4 protein-coding genes are annotated in these 22,953 nt (G+C 40.1%); all 4 read right to left on the reverse strand.

Features of this window, described 5'->3' with window-relative positions:
- The 4 genes from ACN222_RS13210 to ACN222_RS13225 all read right to left on the reverse strand — a co-directional run bounded on the left by ACN222_RS13210 (position 1) and on the right by ACN222_RS13225 (position 22,950).
- Positions 1–7,380 (reverse strand): non-ribosomal peptide synthetase, encoded by a 7,380-nt coding sequence (locus ACN222_RS13210; RefSeq protein ID WP_010996801.1) that lies wholly within the window; start codon positions 7,378–7,380, stop codon positions 1–3.
- A gap of 51 nt (positions 7,381–7,431) precedes the next feature.
- The gene (locus tag ACN222_RS13215) at positions 7,432–11,898 is read right to left on the reverse strand and encodes a type I polyketide synthase (protein WP_010996802.1); all 4,467 of its coding nucleotides are present in this window, start codon (positions 11,896–11,898) and stop codon (positions 7,432–7,434) included.
- Positions 11,899–11,965: 67 nt separating this feature from the next.
- On the reverse strand, positions 11,966–15,226 hold the full coding sequence (locus ACN222_RS13220; RefSeq protein WP_010996803.1) for a non-ribosomal peptide synthetase: 3,261 nt from the start codon (positions 15,224–15,226) through the stop codon (positions 11,966–11,968).
- Positions 15,223–22,950 carry a non-ribosomal peptide synthetase gene (locus ACN222_RS13225; RefSeq protein WP_044521430.1) on the reverse strand — a complete coding sequence of 2,576 codons (7,728 nt, stop codon included), beginning with the start codon at positions 22,948–22,950 and terminating at the stop codon, positions 15,223–15,225. The genes ACN222_RS13220 and ACN222_RS13225 overlap by 4 nt, the downstream gene beginning before the upstream one ends.
- Positions 22,951–22,953 lie beyond the last annotated feature (3 nt).

Below are 22,953 nucleotides of genomic sequence, written 5' to 3' on the forward strand. Positions count from 1 at the left end.
CTATTCTTCGCGTCTTTGCGTCTTTGCGTGAGATAAATCATCCTCTTCTAACTGCATTTTTTGAAGTAAAATCTCTACTTCTTCATCAGAAAGTTCATCTAAATTTGCCAGTAATTCTTGTGGATTAATACGTTCAATAGGTTCAATTGTAATTTCTTGTTTTGCTTCCCACTGTTGTTTGAGTAACTCAGCTTGTGCAGTTAAGGTAGGATTGAGAAAAAATTCCCGAATGGGTAAATCAAGTTGGAGATTTTGCCGCATCTGAGTAATTATTTGAGTAGCTGATAATGAATTACCTCCCAATTCAAAAAAATTATTGTGAATGCTAGAAACTTCTACATTTAAAATAGATTGCCATAGTTGAGCTAGTGCTATTTCTAATTCTGTAGAGGGAGGTATAATAGGCTGTTCAGATTGGCTAAATTGATATTCTGGCTGAGGTAACGCACGACGGTCAATTTTGCCATTTGGTGTTAATGGCAGCGTTTCTAGGGGAATATAGAGGCGGGGAATCATATATTCTGGCAATCTTTGTTGCAGGAATTGCCGTAGTTTTTGGGTAATTAATTCGGCTTTTGTTACCTTGGTTTGAGCAGTTTCAGGTGATAACCAACGGGTTGTCCAATGGGGGTCTATAATACCGCCTACAAACCCATGTAAGAATATTTGCTGCTCATGTAAAATGAAATGTTCGCGGATCGCATCAAATTCTAAATCCCCAATGGGACACAAGCCTAAATTTTGATTTGGTGCGGTTTCCATTAATAGTTGACCCATATAACCCGCTTCTAGTAAACAGAAGTCCCTAGATTTATCACCATAAACTGGCGAAATTGCTTGTAAGTCACCAATTAAAAAGATGGCAAATGCTGCTTGTGTAAAAATCTCTTGATTGATGCCATAGATACTACTATCAATGTTTGTCTCATCACTTAACTGGATAAGTTGATGTTTTTGGGGATGATAGTAATAAAAACCAGCCGCTAAATTTTCAACTCGATGGGGTTTTATATAGATATATGTTTGGACTGGATATAAACTACCAGCCGAAGCATAGCGATATTTTGGTAATGGGGAATTTTCTAAATGTTGCATTTGCAAACACTCGAAAAATTCACCCAAGGCATTTAGAGGGATAGTTTCTGCTAAAAACTGTCTGTAACTTTGTCGCCGCAAATTGACTTGAGAAGATTTAACCCCAGGTAAAGCTACAGAATGCACCCCAGCATCAAATTTTCTGACTCCCTTTTGTTGCAATTTGAAATCCAGTTGTGAGGAGGAGTTAAGAGTGTTTTGACTAGCAATTACTTCTGGTTGCAATACCAGATAAGCAACTAATTGCTGTTGAGATAGTGCATTTCCCGCAGTTGTCACCACAGCTTGAGTTATGGCTGGATGTTGTTGTAAAGCGGCTTCAATTTCTCCTAATTCAATTCGATAGCCATTAATTTTGACTTGAAAATCCTCCCGTCCCAAAAATTCTATTGTTCCATCAGATAAGTAGCGTCCTAAGTCGCCAGTTTTATATAGGGGTGTAGGGGTGTAGGGGTGTAGGGGTGTAGGGGGGAAATTCTCTCCCATGTCCAATTGAATAAATTTTTCCGCCGTTAATTCTGGATTTTGCCAATATCCTTTGGCGACTCCTAAACCACTGATGTAGATTTCGCCAATAGCCCAGGTGGGACAGGGTTCTAGGGAGTGGTTGAGGACGTAAACTTGTTGATTAGTCAATGAATAACCGTAGGGAATACTTTTCCAATTGGGGTCGATTGTCTCTATGGGGTAGAAAATTGACCAGATGGAAGCTTCTGTAGCACCGCCTAAGCTAATAATTTGGGGATGATTAAATTGGCTGCGGATGCGTGGGGGTAATGTGAGAGGAATCCAGTCACCACTGAGTAAAATTAGGCGGAGTGTCTGGTTTTGGGTGGGGGAGGTGTCAAGTAAAAGCTGCATCAGGGCGGGAACTGTGTTCCATATTGTCACCTGATGTTGGTTAATTAACTGCATCCAATGGGTGGGATCATTACCGCTTTTAGGAATGATGATTGTTCCGCCAGCCGCTAAAATGCCAAAGATGTCATACACGGATAAATCAAAACTAAGGGATGACACCGCTAAAACTCGGTCATTCTCTGTTACACCAAAGCGTTGATTAATATCTAATATTGTGTTGACTGCTCCCTGATGATCAATCATCACACCTTTGGGTGTTCCTGTTGAGCCAGAGGTGTAAATTACATAGGCTAAATCTGTGGGTTGACCTAACCCCCCAGCCCCCTTCCCTACAAGGGAAGGGGGAGAGTTTAAGATTGGTTCTACATCCGAAGAATCAGAGGGAGAGGTTAAAGCCTCTCTCCTTGTAGGAGAGAGGTTTGGAGAGAGGTCAACACATATCCGAGTTAGATGATCAGCCCATTCTAAAGTTGTATCTAACCAAGATTGGGTAAGTATAATTTGTGCTTGTGTTTCTTGTAATAGATGTAGACGACGCTGGGCTGGTAATTGCGGGTCAATGGGTACGTAGGCAGCACCAGCAGTTAGAATTGCTAAGGCTGCTACTATTTGTTCCCAACCTTTATCCATGACAATTGCTACTAATTGGTTGGGAATTACACTTAATTGTTGTAAATGTTCGGCAAGATGACAGACGCGATCGCTCACCTGTTGATAGGTTAAAGTTTGTTCTGTGGTGACGATTGCGGTTTGGTTGGGTTGTTTTGCTACTTGCTGGAAAAATAGGGTTTGGAGGCAGGAGGCAGGGGGGCAGGGGGCAGGGGGCAGGGGGATGTGATTGGTATCGGGTTCTACTAACTGGTTGAGGAAATTACAGTAGGTGCGGAACATTTCATCTAACATTCCTGGGGGGAAAAGTTCATCAATGGTGTCCCAGTTAAATACTAATGCGCCGGCAACTTCTCCTACTTGATGGTCAAAATACACTTGGGAGGTTTGGCTGAGGCTGTATATTAATTCACCTTGCCAATTGCGGTTATCTTCTGGTTGTTGATAATCTTGGGTGAGGGTACTGGTAAAAACTACAGGCATTAATGCTTCTGTTACCCGTTGTTGCTGACGCGCTAGTTGACGCAGTACCTCTACACCACTGAAATAACGATGGTCTAAATCATCCCACAGTTGGCTTTGGATGCGGTGAGCTAGTTCGAGGAAGTTATTACACCCTGCACTCTTCATTTCTAGCAGCAGAGACGCTGTGAAGTCTCCGACAATTTGATTGACTTCGGGATGTAGGGGTAGACGGTTAAATAAGGTCAGATTTAGGGTGAAATTGGGTTGTTTGCTCCACCGTGAGAGAATTTTGGCAAAAGCAGCCAAAAGTATGCCGGATGGTGTAATTCCTGCTTCGCTGGCTTGCTGTTTGAGTTTTTGCCATTGGGTTGGGGATAAAGTTCCACTGCGACGGGTGAAATGCGGTTCTGTAATTTTACTGAGGGGTTTAGTTAAAGGTAATTCTGGTGCAGGAGGCAGGGTAGTCAGGCGATTTTGCCAGTAGGCTTGAGAACGGTGATAAATCGCTGAGTCTTGTAATGTTTTTTCTGTGAGGACGTAATCTCGGAAAGTTAAGTTAATGGGTGGTAACTCGACCTCTGGATTTTCCATAATTTGGACTAATTCTCTCCCTAATAAGCGAAAACTCCAAGCATCGCCGATTAAAACATCAAAGCTGATGCAGAAGCGGGTTTTGTTGTCATTTAATAAAATTGCTTGAATTTCAAATAAAGGATAGCTGTCAGTGGGGCGAACTTGATGAGAAAGGCGTTGGCGGATATCCTGGAGTGCAGAAGCTACCCCACGCAAATCTGTCACCGCAATTTTGAAATCCGGTACTTGTGATAAAACCTTTTGCTGTCCATCAGCTTGGACAATCACCCGCAGCATATCATGACGCTCAATCAATCGCTGCATCGCCATTTCTACCTGTGCAACACTTAACCCCACCGTCTCAATTTCTTGATAACCATGAGTAGCAATGTTACCCAACTCAAAAGCGGCGTTACGTCCGATGAGGTAAGCTTGCTGAATATCTGTCAGGGGAAAAGGTTGATAGCGTTCCTGGGGTTGGGGTTGAATTTTGGGTAGTCCGAAACCTAACCCCCTAACCCCCTTCCCTACAAGGGAAGGGGGGAATGTCAAAGCCTCTCTCCTCGTAGGAGAGAGGTCAATCTGTGCGGCTAAACTGGCAATGGTGGGAAACTGAAATAAATACTTTAGGGGTAATTCTACCTGCAAGGATTCGTTAATTCTCGCTACTAACTGCATCCCCAGAAGTGAATGTCCGCCCAATGTAAAAAAGTTATCATAAATGCCGATAGGCTCAACTAAAAGTATTTCTCGCCAAATCACCTCTAAAGCTTGCTCTGTAGCTGTGCGAGGTGCTACATAACCAATTCCTAATTCTGAAGATAAATTTTCAACTGCGGGTAATGCCTTACGGTCAATCTTACCATTGGGATTACGTGGCAGTGCATCCAAAGTCATGAAATGAGCAGGAATCATGTATCCAGGTAATTTATCTGTCAAATAATGCCGTAAATCTGCAATATTGATATTTTTAGGAGCAATATAAGCAACTAAATTTTTATCACCTGATGATGTTTCACTAGCAATCACGACAGATTCTTGAATTTCTGGATACTGACTGAGTAAAGCGTCTATCTCGCCTAATTCAATGCGATAACCACGTATTTTTACTTGATTATCTAACCTACCTAAGTATTCAATATTGCCATCAGGCAGATAACGAACGCGATCGCCTGTTTTATATAAAGTGTTGACTGTTGATTGTTGACTGTTGACTGTTGACTGTTGATTAATAAACCTTTCTGCTGTTAATTCTGGGCGTTGCCAATATCCTCTGGCGACTCCTGCACCTGCAATGTATAATTCTCCTGGAACACCAACGGGTACTGGTTGTAAATGTTTGTCTAAAATATAAACTTGAGTATTGGCGATCGCACGACCAATAGGAGGAGTAGGACTATTTGGGGTAATATCTTTCAGTTCTATGTAAGTAGAATAAGTAGTATCTTCCGAAGGGCCATAAAGATTATAGATGTGCTGAACATGGGGGAGTTGTTGAAGTTGCTGTACTAATTTCCATGTCAGAGGTTCACCCGCTAAATTCACTGTGTTCACAGAATGAGGAATAGCATTAAAGTTGAGAAGTTGAGTTATCGCACTTGGTACAGTATTAATTAACGTCACCTCATATTTAGCAGGTAAATTCGGCAATTCCAGAGCATTTTCTGCCAAAATTACCTTACCCCCCCAACAAAGCGGGACAAAAATCTCAAACACCGATAAATCAAAACAAATAGAAGTAGCCGCCAACACCCCAGAAATCGCCTCATCACAAAAAACCTCACGCGCCCAGTACAATAAACAAACTGGACTGCGATGCTCAATCATCACCCCTTTAGGCTTACCCGTAGAACCCGAAGTATAAATCAAATAAGCCAAATTCCCCGGCGTAACATCCGTCACAGGATTAGTAACAGGATATTCCCCAACACTCTCCCAATCTCCTAAATCAACAACCTTCTTTTCTTCCTTTGCGTCTTTGCGCCTTTGCGTGAGCATTACCTCCACTTTCGCATCATCCAAAATATACTGTAATCTCTCATCAGGATAAGCCGGATCGAGCGGAACATAAAAACCCCCAGCCTTGAGAATAGCTAACATCCCAATCACCATTTCCGGGGAACGTTCCAGACAAATTCCCACAGGCGTTTCTGGCTTAACTCCCAAAGTTTGTAAATAATAAGCCAGTTGATTAGCCTTAATATTAATTTCTCGATAAGTAAAAGCTTCCTCACCAAAAATCAAAGCAATTGCATCAGGAGTTCTTTCTACCTGCGCTGCAAATAATTCATGAATACACTCATGAGTAGGATATTCCCGTGATGTCGCATTCCAATTATTTAATAATTCTGCTTCCTGAGCAGTTAATAAAGATAAATCAGATATTTTTGCATCAATATTTGTCACTATACTTTCTAAAAGCATCTGCCAATGCTCTGCTATTTGAGCAATAGTAGCAGCATCAAATAATTCCGAACTATATTCAAATTGTCCCTTGATTCCCTGGGGAGTATCTTGTAAATTTAGACGTAATTCATATTTGGCATTATCATCATTAATTGGCAACCTTTCTACAGATAATCCTGTTAGTTGAGGTGGTTGTACTGTTGCCAGTTGTAAATCAAATTTTACCTGAAATAAAGGCATCATTTGATTGAGATGACGTTCAGGATTCAGAACTTCTACCAACTTTTCAAAAGGTAAATGTTGATGAGCGAAAGCACCAAGCGTTACCTCACGTACTCGTTTTAATAATTCTGCTACTGTGGGATTTCCGTCTAAATTGGTACGCAATACTACAGTGTTGACTAATAAGCCAATGAGATTTTCTGTTTCCTGGCGATCGCGGTTAACAATATCTGTACCAATTAATAAATCTTCTTCTCCTGTGTAGCGATATAGTAATACTTGAAAACTTGCCAGCAGCAGCATAAATAAGGTGACACTCTGCTTGGCAGCTAAGGTTTTCAACGCTTGTGATAAAGACGGAGAAAGAGCAACTGTATATTGTGAGCCAGAGTATGTAGATACATCTTTACGCAGAGTAGGTAACTGTAAAACAGGCAATTCACCGCCTAATTTTTGTTGCCAATAATTAATTTGTTCTTCTAAAAATGCACCTTGTAATTGTTGTCTTTGCCACAATGCCCAATCAGCATATTGAATAGGTAATTCTGATAAGGGTGCAGCTTCTCCCCGCACATAAGCGGAATATAATAGAGAAATTTCTTTGAGAAAGACACCGACTGACCAACGGTCAGAAATAATATGATGGGTTGTGATTAATAAAATATGTTCGTTTTCAGCTAACCGGAAGAGGCTAGTTTTGAATAAAGGTTGAGTTAAATCAAAGGGTGTTTGTGCGGCTGTTAATGCTATTTTTTCGATTTCTTCGGTTGTGTCTATAATTTGTAAGGTGATGGGTTGCCAAGGTTCGATAATTTGAATGGGTTGATTTTCGGAGTTGGTTGGGAAATAAGTTCTTAATGTTTCGTGTCTTTTTCTGAGTTGGTTGATAGCTGATTCTAATGCGGATAGTTGTAAATTTCCGTGCATTTTTAGGACGCAGGGAACGTTATAAATGTAGCTATCTGGCTCTAGTTGTTGGATGAACCAGAGGCGTTGTTGAGCAAAAGATAGGGGGATGTTTTCTGTTTGATTTAGTCGGGGAATGGTGGAGGATTGAGGGAGGGTTAATCCTTTTTCTTTAAGGCGACGTTCAAATAAGGCTTTTTGTTCTGGGGTTAGGGTTGAGAGGATTTGTGAGTAGTTTGACATTTTTTTTAACGCAGAGGTACGCGGAGGTAGGCGCGGAGGTACGCGGAGTTTTTAGGAGAGGTGGTTGAGTTGTTGGCGGATTTGTTCTGGGGTGAGGGTTTGGATTTCTGTGAGTAGGGCTGTCATTTGTTCTAGGTTTTGGTTTTGGGTGGTGATGATTGTGGCGATTGCGGCGATTGTGGGTGCTTCGTAGAGGAGGTTTCGCATTGAGAGTTCGACACCAAAGCGATCGCGTAATCTGGAAATGGCTTGGATGGCTAGTAGGGAGTGTCCGCCTAAGTCGAAGAAGCTATCATTAATTCCTATGGGGGAAATTCCTAATAGGTCTTGCCAAATTTGGGCGATCGCTGTTTCAATTTCGTCACGGGGTGCAATATATTCATTGGTGAGTTGGGGACGGGTGTAGCTGTTATTGGTTTCTGTTTTGGTTTTGGTTGGGGTGTTTGTTACCCACTTTTCTAAACGTTTGTCTAAGTCAGATTTTGTAACTACAACCGATTCTGGTAAACCCAATTTGATAATATGTTGGGTTGATTGCCATACTTCTGCCGGTGTGAGTGCTAATGTTACTAAATTGGCGGCGAAACTATGATTAATATCTGTTTCTAAGTCGCTACGACAAGCATCCCAGTTAATGCTAATCCAGGGGAATTTGCTATTTTGATTTTGTTGGATAGCAAACATATCAATTACTGCATTCGCCGCAGCGTATACGGCTAAACCTAACCCACCTAACACTGTGGACAGGGAAGATTGTAATACACAGAAATCTAAAGGTTTATCCCGCAAAACTTCAGCTAAAACACATAAGCCCTGGATTTTGGTACGGTAGTTATATTCCCAGTGTTTTGTAGTTAATTGGGGTAAAAATGCCATTGAATGCTCATTGCTCATGGGTGTGGAGTAAAATACCCCATTTATTTGTCCGAATTTTGTTTCGGCTTGAGCTATAGCATTTTCTAATTCTGCTTGCTTGGTAATATCTATATTGAGTGATAAGTAATCAATACCAACATTATCTAAACTTTGTTTGAGAGTTTCGGTAATGACATCACTAAGTAGCACTAATCGCACTGAATTTTTCATCAGAAATTCAGCAAATACTGTTCCTAAACCCGTTGTTAAGTCTCCCAAAATTACATAATTTCCTCCTTCATGTACAGATATTTTTGATTGTGCATCGTCCATTAATAAGGGTTTATAAATTTGATTCCATCTATAATTACCCCGATAAGCAACTACAGAATCATTCTGATTATTTAAACATTCTGTAATTAATTGTTGGGCGATTTGTTCATTTGTACTAGCTACAGTGGATAATGAAATATCAACACAGCGACAAGTTAATTGTGGTATTTCTTGAGAAATCACTTTACCCATACCCCAAACTGTCGCTTTCATGGGTTGAATATTTTCATTCCCTAACAACAATTGCCCATCATTTGTTACCAAAGTTAATGTTATTTCTCGCTCAATTGACTGTGATGAAATTGCTTGCGCTAAATACAACAAACTGAGTGGTTGCTGTTGTAAATCAGTTAAATCCCATAAATATAAAATATGGTGAGGAATGAGTTCTCGCAGTTCTAAATCTGACCACAATTCCACAAAATCCTGTGAGTTTTGGGGATTAACTGTAAAAGTACGATATGCAGGTTGGTCGTATTTTTCACCTTGGCTCACAATAATTACATCATGTCCAACCGCTTGTAGCGTATTAATTATTTCTTGATAAATACCGTAATTATCTGTAAACACCAACCAACACAAGCGTTTTTCAGCTATGTCTACTTGGGGATGAGGTAAACTACGTTCCCAAGAGGGAAGATAAAGCCGGGGACTGGGTATATTCTCGCTCCCCTGCTCTCCTGCTTTCAAATCAATCCAGTAACGCTGACGTTGAAAAGGATAGGTGGGTAATGGTAAACGTTGACGTTGTTGGTGTGTGTAGAAATTTTCCCAATCAATTGATACACCTGCTAACCACAATTGACCCAAGGTTTGCAGTAAAAATGCTACATCTGATTGTGTATCTTGGGGATGACGTAAGGAAGATAAAATTGTATGGCTGTTGGTTTGTTGTTTGGCTAAGGTAGCAAGTGTTCGTCCTGCTCCTACTTCTAGTAAAATTTGCTGAGGTTCTGTTAGCAGTTCTTTGATTCCTGTGGCAAATTGTACAGGTTGACGTAAGTGATTTACCCAGTAGTGCGGATCAGTTGCTTGTTCTGCTGTAATCCAAGTTCCTGTAACGTTAGAAATAAAGGGAATTTTGGGTGTTTGCAGTGTAATTTTCTGGAAAGCGGCGATAAATGGAGTAATCATGGACTCCATTAAGGGTGAGTGGAAAGCGTGAGATGTTTGTAATCTACGGTTAGAAATTCCCTGTTTATTTAAGTTTGTTTCTAGTTGAACGATTTCCGCTTCAGTACCAGATACTACACATAATTCTGGTGCATTGTATGCCGCTATGACTAAATTATCTGTCAACAGAGGTTGTAGTTTAGCTGCTGACATTCCTACTGAGAGCATTGCACCAGTTGGACATTGCTGCATTAAACGACCACGCAATGCGACTAATTTTAAAACATCGGGGAGAGAAAAGACACCTGCTAAAGTGGCTACTACGTATTCGCCGAGACTATGACCAATCATGGCCTGTGGTTGAATACCCCAAGATATCCATAATTTTGCTAAGGCATATTCGATTATAAATAATGCTGGTTGTGCGTAGATGGTTTGGGACTGGGGACTGGGGACTGGGGACTGGGGACTGGGAATGCTTTCTGTTTCAAATAGGATGGATAGCAAATCTAACCCCAAATCATGCTGTAATAATTCACAGCAATGATCTATTTGCTCTCGAAATATAGCTTCTGTCTCATATAATTCCTTACCCATGTTGAGGTAATGACTACCTTGTCCGGGAAACATGAAGGCGATACTTGGGCTTTTTTCGGAATTTGTATGAGTGTATTTAGTTTCTTTCTCTAAAATTTGCGCTGCTTCTTCTGTGGTTTGACACAACACCATCCGGCGATATGCAAAATGTTGTCGTCCTATGTGGAGGGTATAAGCAATATCTGCAAGGTTGAATTGTGGATGCTGTTGTAAATATGTAGCCAGATTAATTGTTGCTTCTTCAAGAGCTTTTTCACTTTTAGCCGATAAACATAACATCTGATAATTAATTTTGAATTTTGAATTTTGAATTTTGAATTTAATTGGTGCTTCTTCTAAAATTACATGAGCATTTGTCCCCCCAATTCCAAAGGAACTGACACCAGCACGGCGGGGAGTTTTATCTGTTTCCCAGTCAACTAAATTAGTATTCACATAAAAGGGTGTTTGGGAAAAATCTATTTGGGGATTTGGTTGTTGAAAATGTAAATTGGGGGGAATTTGTTGGTGTTTGAGTGCTAAAACTGTTTTGATTAAACTGGCAATTCCTGCTGCTGCATCTAAGTGTCCGATGTTGGTTTTTACTGATGATATGGCACAAAATCCAGTTTTTTCTGTTCCGGCGCGGAAGGCTTGAGTTAAAGCAGCAATTTCAATGGGATCTCCTAATGCTGTTCCTGTTCCGTGGGTTTCAATATAACTAATATCTGCTGGTTCTACTCCAGCTAATGCTTGTGCGGCGCGAATTACTGCTGCTTGGGTATCAATTCTCGGTGCTGTGTAACTGACTTTTAAACCGCCATCATTATTAATAGCTGAACCTTTAATTACAGCATGAATATAATCTCTATCTTCAATAGCTTCTTGCAGTCTTTTAAGGACAACGATACCTAAACCACTACCTGCAATTGTTCCTTGAGCATCAGCATCAAAGGCGCGACAATGACCATCAGGTGAGTAAATTCCGCCTTCTTGATATAAGTAACCTGTGGCTTTTGCTAAGGATACACCCCCTGCTAGGGCTATGTCGCATTCTCCACTTAATAAACTCTGACAAGCTACATGAACTGCTACTAAGGATGTGGAACAAGCTGTTTGAATATCTAAACTTGGGCCTCGTAAATTTAATTTATAAGAAACTCTGGTGGTGAGAAAGTCTTTATCGTTGGATAAAAATAGTTGATAGCGGCTAATTTGATTTTGAATTTGTGGGTTTGTAATTAGGTTTAATAAATAGTTATTCATGGCTGCACCGGCATAAACTCCAATTGCTCCGGTGTAGTTTTCTGGGTTATATCCTGCGTCTTCTAAGGCTGTCCAAGCACATTCTAAAAATAGTCTGTGCTGGGGGTCGAGAATTTCTGCTTCTCTGGGGTTAAAGCCAAAAAATTCTGCGTCAAAGTATTCTATGTTGTCTATTATGGCTTGTCTTTTGACGTAATTGGGATGTTTTAATTGTGTGGGGTCTACGCCGTTTTTTTGGATTTGTTCGTCGGTTAAGTTGGTGATTGATTCTACTCCGTTGCGGAGGTTTTGCCAATATTCTTCTAGGTTATTAGCACCGGGGAATTTACCGTTTATGCCAATTATTGCTATTTCTAGTCCTGTGGGGTTGTTCATATAGGTTTTTTAAACGCAGAGGGGCGCAGAGGTAAGCGCAAAGGTGCGCGGAGAGTTTTTTTGAGGGTTAGGTTTTTAGTCTTGTTTGTCTTTGTTGGAGGAGTCTTTGTTTTCCGGTTTGTTGTTGGGAGATTCTGTTTTCTATTTCTTTATCTGATGTGGGGGTGTTTTGGGTTAGGTATTTTGCTAGGGAGTTGATGGTGGGATAACGGAATAGGTCTACTAGGGGTATGTTTTGATTGAGTTTTAGGGTGAGTTGTCCTTGCATTCTTACTATTAATAATGAATGTCCTCCTAAGTCGAAGAAGTTATCATGAATGCTGATTTTTTCTCTACCTAATAATTGTTGCCAAATATCAGACAGGGTTTGTTCGATTTGGGTTTGCGGTGGTATGAAATTATTAGTGGTTGTTAAAGGTAAATTGTTGGATTTTGGTAATGCTTTGCGGTCTATTTTACCGTTGGGTGTGAGGGGGAATTTTTCTAATAATATGAATGCCGATGGCATCATATATATAGGTAGTTTTTCACCTAAAAATGTGCGTAGTTCTGTGGGGATAATTTCAGGGTGGGAGACTATATAGGCTACTAAACGCTGTTCTCCTGGTTCATCTTCTCGCAGGGTGACTACTGCTTGTTCTACTGCGGGATGTTGTGCTAGTACCGCTTCTATTTCTCCTAGTTCGATGCGAAATCCGCGAATTTTGATTTGATAATCTAGTCTCCCTAAGTATTCGAGTTTACCATCTCTTAGGTAGCGGACGCGATCGCCTGTTTTGTATAAGGGAGTAGGGAGTAGGGAGTAGGGAGTAGGGTAATTTCTCTGCCCAGTCCCCAGTCCCTTAAATCTCTCTGCTGTTAAGTCTGGGCGTTTCCAATATCCTCTGGCGACTCCTGCACCACCAATATATAATTCTCCTGGTACGCCGATGGGGACGGGTTGTAACTGTTCGTCGAGGATGTAAAATTGTGTGTTGGCGATGGGATGACCGATGGTTACGGGTTCATCTATACTTAGTTTCTGGGCTGCTGACCAAATTGTGGTTTCTGTTGGGCCGTATAGATTCCAGACTTCTTGACTGCAAGATAATAACTGTTGGGCTAGGGTATTCTCTAGTGCTTCGCCACCACAGAGGATTTTTAAGTCCTGTTTCCCTTCCCAACCACTGGCTAGAAGTAACCGCCAAGTTGCGGGGGTGGCTTGCATGATGGTAATTTGATGGTGTTCTATGCAGTTGGCGAGTTGGCGAGGGTCAACTAAGGCTGTTTGGGGGGGTAATACGACTTGTGCGCCTGCAATTAAGGGGAGAAATAATTCTAAGGCGGCGATGTCAAAGGCGATGGTGGTGACTGCTAGGAGTTTGTCGTTAGGGGTGATTGATAAACGTTGTTTCAGGTCTGTTAAGATGTTAACGAGCGATCGCCCTTCAATCATCACCCCTTTTGGTTGCCCTGTTGACCCAGATGTATAAATTAAATAAGTTAGTTGTTCTGGTGTTACTTTAATTTGTGGGTCAAATATTGGCTGCTGGCTAATATCTTCCTCTAATTCATCGAGGTTAATTGTTGCTATTTTGTCAGTAATAACACTAGTTAAAGATGTTTGTGTAAGCAACAATTTTAACTCTGCATCTGCCATCATGAAACGCAGACGTTCTGGGGGGAAGGTGGGGTCTAGTGGTACGTAGGCTGCACCAGCTTTGAGGATACCCAGTAGGGCTATGATTAATAATGGCGATGAACGCTCTAAATAAACCCCAATTCTGGCTTCTGGTTTGATTCCTAGTTGTAGTAGATAATGGGCGATTTGGTTGGATTTGGCGTTTAATTCGGCATAAGTTAGGGTTTTATCTGCAAATACAACTGCTGTCGCGTCCGGTGTTTGTTGTGCTTGCTGGCTGATGATTTCATGAACACATTGCTGAGGAATTTCCTGTGTTGTGGCGTTCCAGTCAATGAGTATTTGCTGTTGTTGGGTGGGACTGAGAAATGGGAGTGTGGCTAAATTACAATCTCCCTGTGTCATTCCTAACAACAGGGTTTCTAACTGTTCTAAGATTTGGGTGATGGTGGTATGGTGAAAGCGATCGCTATCATATAAAATTCTCAAAGCAAGCTGAGAATCCACCACTGCATACAGCGTCAGAGGATAATTCGTCTGTTCCGTAGCTTGAATATTGCGAATTTCCAAAGATGCTAAAGACTGTTTCAGAGCAGGTTCAATGGGATAATTTTCAAATACCACCAAGGTTTCAAATAGTGGTATGGATGGTGAAACTTGACTCCAACGATGAATATCTACTAAAGAACTATATTCATATTGCCGTATTTCTACTTGCTGATTTTGTAGCTTTTGCAACCATTGATATAGTGTCTCTTCAGGAGAAACTAACACCCGGAATGGTAAGGTATTGATAAATAATCCCACCATTGCATCAGCACCATTCAGCGCACTGGGACGACCTGCACTAACGGTAGCAAATAAAACATTTTTTTCCCCACTATAGCGACTTAACAACAACGCCCAAGCACCTTGGACAAAGGTATTGATGGTTAATTGTTGTTGTTTGGCTAGGGTTTGCAGTTTGCTAGTTAATTCGACTGAAAGCTGAATTTTTTCCTCGTGATAATGACTATGTAAATTATCGGGACGAACATCTAGGTTTTGACCAACATTTAACTGCGTTGGCGACACAAACCCCTGTAATTGCTGTTTCCAAAAAGTCTCAGCTTCCGCCAAGTTTTGTTGCTGTAACCACCCAATATAATCTCGATAGCGACGTGGGTTGAGTAAAACAGGTGTTTGTTGTTGAATATATGCTTGATAAATAACAATAAATTCTTTTAAAAGTACCTGAACAGACCAACCATCTAATAATAAATGGTGATAACTCCAAACAAACTGATAAACTTCAGATTTTAACTGAATGAGTGTCATTTGCATCAGAGGTGCTTGGGATAAATTAAATCCCTGTTCGCGCTGTTTTTGTAGCAGCAGAACTTTTAAAGCTTCCTGTTGTTGCTGAACTGAAACATCACTCCAATCAAGATGATTAATCTGACATTTTACTTGCTTCCCAACTACTTGTAGCGGCTTTTCTAAATTATCCCAAACAAAAGCTGTGCGTAAAACAGGATGACGATTGATTAAATCTTGCCAAGCAGCCTCAAAAGCCGCAATATTTAAATTACCATGTAACTCATAACTTACCTGTACCACATAAGCACCAGAGTTAGGCGCATACAGACTATGAAATAACATACCCTGCTGCAAAGATGAGAGGGGATAAATATCCTCAATCATTTTTTGATTTAGAGTTGTATTCATTGCAAACCCTCCGGTGCAAAACTAATCATCCCCATCACCAAATCTAAAGTTTCTTGATTTAAATTTGCTAACTCAAAATCAGAAGGTGTGTAACCTCCCACATTAGGTAAACGACAGTGATTGATAATTGCTTGTAATCCTTGCTGAAAATTATTTGCTAATTGTGAAATAGTTTCTTGTTGATACTGCTGCTGACTATATATCCAATCAAACTGTAATTTACCTTCGCGGACAAACCCAACAATTTCTATAGCATAGCGTCGAGTTTGTTGTTTATCTTGGGTTGTAATTCCAGGTAAGGGTAGCCATTTCAATTTTCCATGTTCCAAACCTAAATCTAATTGTCCTAAATAATTAAAGCTGATTTCCGCTTGGGGTAAATCCCGCAACCTTTGACTCGCTTCACTATCATCAAGGTAGCGTAATATTCCATAACCAAATCCTTGATTGGGTACTGCTCGCAATTGTTCTTTAATACCCTTCAGCAATTCCCCCCAATCATCACTTTCCTTTGATAACAAACAGGGATAAATTGTTGTAAACCATCCCACGGTCCGAGATATATCTATATCTTCCCCTGGAAAATTACGACCATAACCTTCTAAATCAAGCAACACCAAAGGATTATCTATCCAGGTTGAGATAGTAGCAGTTAAAGCCGTTAATAACACATCATTAATTTGTGTATTGTAGACCGGAGAAACTTCTGTAAGTAAAGCTTGAGTATCTTCCACAGAAAGTTTTATAGTCACAGTCTCAACATCAACCACCTGATTACCACCATCAGGATAATCAATTGGTAATCGTTTTACTTGTTGGTATTTATTGGATAACCAATATTCTAATTCATCTTGTAGACATTCAGACCGAGCATAATCATATAACTTTTCCGCCCAAGTTAAAAACGAAGTAGTCTTAGCAGGTAAACTAATTGTCTGTTTCGCCAAAGCTTGTTGATAAGCCGTTTGAAAATCCGCCAACAAAATCCGCCAAGAAACCCCATCAACAACCAAATGATGAATAACAATTAATAACCTAGAAACCTCACCCAAATCAAAATGCACCACCCTTAATAAAGGAGCATAACCAATATTTAAACCAGCCTGTACTTCACCAGCAACCTCTTGAATAACTCTATCCTGCTCACTCCCAGACAAACCAGACAAATCACAAAAAACCAGAGGAACATCCCCACCCAACTCAACAACCTCTCCTATCTCTCTCTCTGCGCCTCTGCGCCTCTGCGTGATAAAATTCTTCTCTCCAAATTGACACCGCAACATATCATGATGCAGCAATAACTTATTAATAACTGCAACCAAAACTTCCTGTTGTAACTTCTCCCCAGACTCCAAAAACACCACCTGATTAAAATGATGCTGATTCACCAACTCCTGCTCAAAAAACCAACATTGAATCGGAGTCAACTGCACAGCACCAGTAACCATACCCTGCGGTAGCAAAGAAGATTTATCAACAGTAAAAACTCCTGCAAGTTCGGCAATAGTTTGATATTGAAAAAGCTGCTTAGGCGTTAATTGTAATCCTACTTGATTAGCCTTAGATATCAACTGAATCGCCAGAATTGAATCACCACCAAGCGCAAAGAAATTATCATAAATACTCACTTGGGACAAATTCAAAACTGACGACCAAATTTCTAATAACTTAGCTTCTATATCAGAACGCGCTACAGTTCCATCTGGAAAACTTGTAATTTCTGGTGCTGGTAATTTCTGTCTATCTACCTTACCGTTAACTGTCAGAGGTAGAGTTTCTAAAGCAACAAAAAAGTGAGGAATTAAATAATCAGGAAGACGCTGCTGTAAAAATTCTCTGAGATTATCTGGTGTATTATCTAAAGCGATAAAGTAGGCTATGAGTTGTTTTTCACGAGCAATAACCACACATTCTTTTACTGCTGGATGCTGATTTAATACCGCTTCAATCTCACCCAACTCAATGCGGAATCCCCGAATTTTTACTTGATTGTCTAATCTCCCTAAGTATTCAATATTACCATCTGCAAGGTAACGAGCGCGATCGCCTGTTTTATAGAGAGTGCTGAGTGTGGTAGTTCCCAGTCCCCAGTCCCCAGTCCCCAGTCCCCAATTAATAAATTTTTCGGCGGTTAAAGTTGGTTGATTTAAGTAACCCCGCGCTAGTCCGTCACCAGCAATATATAACTCACCGGGAACGCCTACAGGTAAGGGATTGAGGTGGTTATCGAGAATATAAACTTGAGTATTATTGATAGGGCGACCGATGGGAACAGTGTTACTCTCACAGATATCGGTCACACTATAACAACAGGTAAAGGTAGTATTTTCAGTAGGGCCGTAACCATTAATTACACGACATTCAGGATAGGTTTGCAGTAATTTATTAATATGAACCGCAGATAAAACATCACCACCAGCGATTAATTGTTTGACTGATTTCAAACTTTCAAGATGTTCATCTACCATCAGGTGAAATAAGCCTGCTGTTAACCACAGAGTAGTAATTTGATGTTGTGTAATAGCCTGTCCAATTTCTGCTAATGTGGGTTGTTGATTAGATAAAATTACTAAGCGACTACCATTTAATAATGCTCCCCAAATTTCAAATGTCGAAGCATCAAAAGATATTGGCGCGGCTTGGAGTATGCTTTCATCAGCACTTAAATTTATATAATTGCAATCTTTGACGAGTCGCACTACACCACGATGGGGTATACATACACCCTTGGGAACTCCTGTAGAACCAGAGGTGTACATGACGTAGGCGAGATTTTCCGGTGTGGTGTGGTTGACGGGGTTGGTTGTGGGGTGCTGTGTTAGGTTTGCTGTGTCTGTATCAAAACAGAAGATAGGTAAATCGGGTAATTGGGGGATGTGCTGCTGTTGGGTGAGTATTACCTGTATTTGAGCATCTTCAATTAGAAATTCTAGACGTTCTTGGGGGTAAGTTGGGTCTAAGGGAACATAGAAACCACCAGCTTTGAGGATTGCTAAAATACCAATGATAAAATCTAGGGAACGGTGAACGCAAATTCCTACAGCTATTTCTGGCTGAACTCCTAAAGATTTGAGATGATATGCAAGTTGATTAGCTTTGGTGTTTAGTTCTGAGTAAGTAAGTTTTTGATGTTGACAAATCACTGCAATTTCATCACCAAATTTTGCAACTTGCTGCTCAAATAATTCTTGTATGCAATGAATGATGAGATTTGTTGGCGAAGTACCAAAATTGATGATTTGCTGAAGTTCTCCCCCACTCATTAAAGGTAAATCAGAAATTTTCTGACTAGGTTCAGAAGTCATTCCCAACAAAATATTCTGTAAATGTTCTGTAAAACGGTGAATCGTTGTTTCTGTAAATAAATCACAGTTATATTCCCATTTACCTTGTAAACCTGCATCTGTTTCCGCAATCATCAACGTAATGTCAAATTTTGCCGTACCGCCATCAATTTCTAGGGGACTCCAACGTAAACCGGGAATTTCTATTGGCTGGGTAGGTGCATTTTCTACTGCCAGCATAACTTGAAATAAGGGTGAATGACTCAAAGAGCGAACTAATTTTAACTCTTCTACTACCTGCTCAAATGGTACATCTTGATGGCTGTACGCAGATAACACCATTTCTCGCACCCGTGGTAATAATTCCGCGACTGTGGGATTATCTTCTAGGGAAATTAACAGCGCGAAGGTATTCACAAAAAAGCCAATTAATCCCTCTGTTCCAGGATAATGACGATTGGCTACAGGACTACCAATGACGATTTTTTCTTGTTGACTATAGCGATGCAACAGAATACTAAACGCCGAAAACATTACCATAAATAATGTAGTGTGCGTTTCCTGACCGAGTTGTTTAATTTTCTCTGTTAATTCTTCAGATATTGTAAAACTATGTCGCTGACCTCGAAATGTTTGAATAGCTGGACGCGGATAATCTGTAGGTAAGTCTAATAGTTCTGGTGCTGACTCTAATTGTTGTCGCCAATATTCAACTTGATAGTTAAATTTATCACTTTGCGACCTTTGCCAAACAGCGAAATCAGCATACTGAATTTTTAATGGTTGTAGAGGAGAAGATTGTCCTTGAGAAAAGGCTTGATATATAGTCGCCATTTCCTGCGCGAATACATTAATTGACCAACCATCGGTAATAATGTGGTGCATGGTCAATAAGAGGATGTATTCCTGAGTATTTAAATATAAAAATTTGGCTCGTAAAAGTGGACTAATTTCTAAATTAAAAGGTTGTTGACTTTCCTCTTGCGCCAGTTCTTGGACAAGTTTTTGCTGTTGAGATGGGGGAAGAAAACTTAAATCTACAACCGGGATATGGGAATTGATTTCTGTTGCAATGACAGCTATCCCTTGACCATCGACATTGACAAAACTGGTACGCAAAATTTCATGACGGTGGATAATTTCTTGCAAACTTTGTGTCAGAACATCAACATTGACATCACCAGTAAGTTGTAAAGCAGCAGCTACGTTGTATGATGGGTTTTCTGGTTCGATTTGCGCCAACATCCACAAACGTTGTTGAGCGAAGGAAAGCAATATTTTATCTGTACTTTCCCTCTCAGGAATTGAGCTATACAGAGATAATTTTGAAGAATTAATTAATGTTGCTAATTCAGCAATGGTAGGATTTTCAAATATTTGTCGTAAAGAAATATCTACCCCAAACACCTGCTGAATTTGGGAAACCAGACGAATTACTAATAAAGAATGACCACCCAAAGCAAAGAAATTATCTGTAATTCCCACTGAATTTAAATTCAATATATTTTGCCAAATATTTAGCAATAATTCCTCTGTGGGTGTGCGTGGTGCAATTGTGTGTGATGATGTTTTAAATTGTGGTTTTGGTAATGCACGACGGTCAACTTTACCATTAGGAGTGAGCGGTAGTGCATCTAAGGTGATAAATTGAGAAGGAATCATGTAATCTGGCAGATTTTTTGCCAAATATTGCCGCAAATCTGTTATTTCTGGATTTTCTGAGACAATATAAGCCACTAACCGTTTATCACCAGTGGTATCTTCTGTCACAACTACAATAGCCGCTTGTACCTCTGAATGTTGGCTGAGTACGGTTTCTATCTCACCTAATTCAATCCGAAATCCACGAATTTTTACTTGGTTGTCTAATCTGCCTAAGTATTCTATTGTACCATCTCTTAGGTAGCGGGCGCGATCGCCTGTTTTGTATAGGGCATGGGGTATGGGGCATGGGGCATGGGGCATTGGTGTAAGATAGCCTATGCTGCCCAAATCCGAATAACTAATAAATCTTTCTGCTGTTAATTCAGGGCGATTTAAGTAACCTCTGGCGACTCCCGCACCGCCAATGTAAAGTTCTCCTGGTACGCCGATGGGAACGGGTTGTAAATGCTGGTCAAGGATGTAAATGTGGGTGTTGGCGATAGGACGACCAATAGGTACGGTTTTTAAGTTAGTATGTTTTCGGCACTGCCAGAAAGTAACATCAATAGCTGCTTCTGTAGGGCCATAGAGGTTATATAATTCGCAGTCAAAACGCTCAAGAAATTGGTTTTGCAAATCTAAAGATAAGGCTTCACCACTACAAATTACTCTTTTAAGAGAGGTACATTTTTCTACATTACCGCTTTCTAAAAAGATTCGCAGCATGGAGGGTACAAAATGCAAAATAGTTATTTGCTCTTGAATAATTAGATTAATCAGATAAGCACTATCTCGATGTCCACCTGGTTTAGCAATTACTAAACGTGCGCCTGTTAATAAAGTCCAGAAGAATTCCCAGACAGATACATCAAAGCTAAAAGGTGTTTTTTGTAAAATGCTATCTGTAGAATTTATTTGATAAGTTTCTTGCATCCACAATAAGCGATTGCATATCCCTTGGTGGGTGTTCATTACACCTTTGGGTTTACCAGTAGAACCAGATGTGTAGATAACGTAAGCAAGATTATCTAGTTTTACTCCACTATCAGGATTAGTATTTGGTTGTCTGGAAATTTTATCCCATTCTGTATCTATACAAATCTTATGAGTTTGATTTTGAGGAATTTGAGCGAGTAATTGTTCCTGAGTTAAAAATACTTTAACCTGAGAATCTTCTAGCATATAAGCTATGCGTTCTTGGGGATATTCTGGATCAATGGGTACATAAGCACCCCCAGCTTTGATGATTCCCAACAAACAGACAGTCATTTCTAAAGAACGTTCTAAACAAATACCAACTAATATTTCCGGTTTTACCCCCAACTGCTGCAAATAATGAGCCAGTTGATTAGCTTTATTATTCAGTTCTCTATAAGTCAAACATTCCTCACCAAAAACCAACGCAATTGCATCAGGTGTTCTTTCCACCTGCGCCTCAAATAGCTGATGAATGCACTGATTTGGATATGCTTGTGTAGTTTGATTCCAATCTTTTAATATTAATTGCTTCTCCTGGGGCGTTAACATTGATAGTTGTGAAAGCCTTTGCTCAGGCTCATTCACCATTGACATCAGCAAAGTTTCTAAATGTCCTAAAAGACGCGAAATCGTTGCTGCATCAAAATAAGAGACATCATAACTAACCTTAAATAATAACTCCTCCCCAGGAATTACTGTTAATGTCAGAGGATAATTTGTTTTTTCAAATCCTTGGGTATCCTCAATTTGGAGAGTTTGATCAAAAGTTTTGATGACTGATTCTATCGACACTGGATAATTTTCAAATACCAGCAAACTCTCAAATAAAGATGTTCCACGGGGAACGGAACTCCAGCTTTGAATATCTACCAAGGAACTATAACTATATTGTTCTCTTTCTACCTGTTGAGCTTGCAATTGTTGCAGCCAAGGTATTATTTGCATCTCTCCATTTACATCGACGCGCACAGGTAAAGTATTAATAAATAGACCAACTATGCTTTCTACTTGTGGTAATTCTGGAGGACGACCGGAAACAGTAGTACCAAACAATACATTATTCTCACCACTATAGCGGCTTAATAATAATGCCCAAGCCCCTTGTACTAAGATATTAAGGGTAAGACGATGCTGACGGACAAAGTTTTGTAGTTGTTCAGTTTGTTGACTGTTGACTTTTGACTGTTGACTGAAAATTGAGGATTGGTTATTTATTTTATTCCCCAAAACTGTTGGTGCTGTAAAATCTTGAAGCTGCTTACGCCAAAAACTTTCTGCTTGCTCTGGGTTTTGTTGCTGTAACCAGAGAATATAATTACCGTAGGGGATGGGTGATGGTAGAGTTACATCCTCACTTTGACAAAATGCTTTATATAGTGTGAAAACTTCTGTTAATAAAATCCCGTTACACCAACCATCCATGAGTAAATGATGGTGACTCCAGATAAATTGGTATTTATTGGCTTCTAAACGAATTACAGCACAACGCATCAGGGGAGGTTGCTGTAAATTGAAACCAGAATTACAGTCACATTCTAAAAACTCAGTTAATTTAGCTTTTTGTACAGTAGCCTCTACACCACACCAATCTAATTCTTGCCAAGGTAATTCTACATAGTCATATACTACTTGCAATGGTTTTTCTAACTCTGAATAGTGAAAAGCAGTCCGCAAAACTGAATGACGCTCAACTACGCGCTGCCAAGCTTGACGAAAAGCTGGTAAATTCAAATTACCGCGAATCAGACAACTACGCTGTTCAAAATATACGCCCGAATTGGGAGCGTACAAGGTATGAAATAACATTCCCGCCTGCATGGG

The organism is Anabaena sp. FACHB-595 (assembly GCF_048568275.1).
In the GTDB taxonomy this organism is placed as follows: domain Bacteria; phylum Cyanobacteriota; class Cyanobacteriia; order Cyanobacteriales; family Nostocaceae; genus Trichormus.